Origin of the sequence: Kitasatospora putterlickiae (assembly GCF_039527695.1) — a bacterium.
GTDB classification, from domain to species: domain Bacteria; phylum Actinomycetota; class Actinomycetes; order Streptomycetales; family Streptomycetaceae; genus Kitasatospora; species Kitasatospora putterlickiae.
Map to the genome: position 1 here is coordinate 21,553 of NZ_BAAAKJ010000344.1, position 2,731 is coordinate 24,283.

Genomic DNA, 2,731 nt, shown 5'->3' on the forward strand with positions numbered 1-2,731 from the left:
GGCCGACGCCGACCTCGACTTCGCCGGGTTCGCCGCCGAGGAGGACTACCAGCGCTACGTGGACGGGTACTCGCTGCCGGGCTTCATGGTCGTCGCCGCGCTGCTCGGCCCGCCCGGCGACCAGAGCGCCTACCGGGCCGCCTGCCGGACCTTCATCGACGGCAGCCAGCGGCTCGACTTCGTCAACGACCTCGCCGAGGACCTCGCCGACGGCCGGCTGACGGTCCCCGTCCGGCTGCTGGAGCGGCACGGCGTCACCCGGGCCGAGCTGGAGCGGGCCGACGACCGGCCGGCCGTGCGGGCCCTGCTCGGCGAACTGCTCGACGCGGCGGACCGCGCGCTGGCCGAGGGCCGGGCCGTCATCGCCCTGGTCCCGGACGCCCACCGGCCGATGGTGCGCTGCGTCGTCGAGGTGGAGACGCTCACCAGCGCCGCCGCGCGCGCCGACCTCGGCGCGCTGCTGCACCGCTCCGCGAGCCCGGCCAAGCCGGCCGCGCTGCGCCTGCTCGCCCGCGAGTACCTGCGGGCCCGGCGCTTCCGCCGCTGAGCACGGGCGGCGGTCAGGGCAGCGTCGGGACGTGGTCGCCGGGGCCGGCCGGGTCGTCGTGGATCACCACGAGGATCCGGGCCGGCGCCGCGCCGGTGGAGCGGCAGCGGTGCGGCAGGGCGGCGTTGAAGTAGACGCTGTCGCCCGCGGCGAGGGCCACGGTCCGCTCCGGGAACTCCAGTTCGGCGCTGCCGTCGTGGACGAAGAGGAACTCCTCGCCCGCGTGGGACTTGAACGGCGCCTCGGCGGGCCGCAGCGGCGGGTGCATCATGAACGGCACCATCCGCTTGCCCGGCAGCCCGGTGGCGATGCCCTCGTAGCGCGTGGTGCCGGGGCCGGTCGCCCCGCCCATCGGGGTCCGCTCGCCGGCCCGCACCACGGTGACCAGCTCGGGCTCGACCTCGTCCGAGAAGAGCCGCCCGACGTCCACGTTCAGCGCGTGCGCGAGCTTGAGCGCGGTGGAGATCGACGGGTCGCTGAGGCCGCGCTCCACCTTGGAGAGATAGCTCTTGGTGACGCCGACCCGCGCCGCCAACGCCTCCAGGCTGAGCCGGTTCTGCTTCCTCAGCACCCTCACCCGGCTGCTCATCGGCCGCCCCTCACCACCTGTCGCCACCGCGGAACGTTCCGGCCCAGTATCCCAGGACCGGAGCGCCGGCCGGTCAGTGCCCTTCGAGGTCGTCCGGGCGCACCGCGATGTGGTCGGGGGCGAGCTCGACCGCGACGCGGTGCTCCATGCCGAGGGCCTCCAGGAACTTGGCCGGGAGCTGGACGCGGCCGGTGCGGTCCAGCATCACGTACTCGGTCTCGTTGACCGACTCCTCGCCGTGCTCGTCGGTGAGGGTGCGGCGGAGCACCTCGCTGCTGGTGCGGCCGTCGCGGATGGCCACGGTGCGGCGGACCTCACCGGCCACCATCGGATCGTGGGTGACGATGACGACGGTGGCGCCGAGGTCGCGGTTGACGGTGCGGAAGGCCTCGAAGATGCTCGCCCCGGTCTCCGAGTCCAGCTCGCCGGTGGGCTCGTCGGCGAGCAGCACCGGCGGGTTGTTGGCCATCGCGACGGCGATGGCGACCCGCTGCTGCTGGCCGCCGGACATCTCGCTCGGCCGGCGGCGGGCGAGTTCGCCGATCTCCAGCGCCTCCAGCAGTTCGGCCACCCTGGCCGCCTGCTGACGCGCCCCGCCGTGCGTCCGGCGGCCGCGCAGCTGCATCGGCAGGGCGATGTTCTCGGCGGCGGTGAGGAAGGGCAGCAGGTTGCGGGCGGTCTGCTGCCAGATGAAGCCGACCACCTCGCGGCGGTAGCGCAGCCGCTCGCGCGGGGACATCTCCAGCAGGTCGCAGCCGGCCACGGTGGCGGTGCCGGCGGTCGGCACGTCCAGGCCGGCGAGGATGGTCAGCAGGGTGGACTTGCCGCTGCCGGAGGCGCCGACCAGCGCGACCAGGTCGCCCTGGCGGATGGTCAGTTCGAGGCCCTGGAGGGCCTGCACCTCGACGCCCTGGGCACTGAAGATGCGCACCAGCCGGTCGCAGACGATGGCGGCGTCCGCGCCGTAGGCGGCCCTGGGTCCGGCCGCGGCGGCCCGGGCCCGTTCCTGGAGTTCCTGGAAGGTCGGGGCGTGGGCGGTCCGCTGGTCCTCGGCGCTGCCGTTCACCGCGGCTCTCCTCTCGTCGGCACCGGGGTGCCGGGGTCGGGGTCTGGGACTGGGGTCGGGAGCGGACGGTTCGCCGCCGGGGGCCTCATCGCTGGTCCCCCGCGCGCAGTTCGGTGGTGATCTGGCGCCGGCCCGCGATGAACGCCTCGGCGACGATGCCGGCCGAGACGAGCGCGGCGAGGCCGAGCGTCGGCAGCAGGACCGCCGGGACGGAGACCGGCAGTCCGGGCGCGATCTCCGCGCCGACCAGGATCGACAGGTCGAAGGACGGGCCGAGCAGGGCGACCGCGGCGAGCGCGGCGAGGCCGCCGCCGACGGCCGCGACGAGGGTCTGCGGCAGGGTCTCGACCAGGATCAGGGTCAGGCCCTGCCGGGGACGCAGGCCCATGGTGCGCAGCCGGGCGAGCAGGGCGGTGCGCTCGGGCGCGGCCCGGACCAGGGTGAGCAGGACGGCGAGCAGGGCGAGCGAGCCCGCGCCGAGGACGGCGGTCCAGAACAGCCGGCCGGCGGACCGCTGGAGCGGGTCGTC

At 75.3% G+C, this 2,731-nt stretch carries 4 protein-coding genes; 1 reads left to right on the forward strand and 3 read right to left on the reverse strand.

What is annotated here, in order from left to right; translation table 11 throughout:
* Positions 1–547: squalene/phytoene synthase family protein (locus ABD308_RS32015; RefSeq protein WP_344342874.1), on the forward strand; the 547-nt coding region annotated here is incomplete at its 5' end.
* A 13-nt stretch (positions 548–560) separates the two neighbouring features.
* On the opposite strand, the gene ABD308_RS32020 is transcribed toward ABD308_RS32015, so the two are convergent.
* From ABD308_RS32020 to ABD308_RS32030, 3 genes are all read right to left on the reverse strand, one after another.
* Positions 561–1,136 carry a helix-turn-helix domain-containing protein gene (locus ABD308_RS32020; RefSeq protein WP_344342876.1) on the reverse strand — a complete coding sequence of 192 codons (576 nt, stop codon included), beginning with the start codon at positions 1,134–1,136 and terminating at the stop codon, positions 561–563.
* A gap of 73 nt (positions 1,137–1,209) precedes the next feature.
* Complete coding sequence (locus ABD308_RS32025) at positions 1,210–2,202, reverse strand: ABC transporter ATP-binding protein (RefSeq protein ID WP_344342878.1); 993 nt, start codon at positions 2,200–2,202, stop codon at positions 1,210–1,212.
* Between the two features lie 85 nt (positions 2,203–2,287).
* The coding region (locus ABD308_RS32030) for an FtsX-like permease family protein (protein WP_344342880.1) at positions 2,288–2,731 on the reverse strand (444 nt) is incomplete at its 5' end.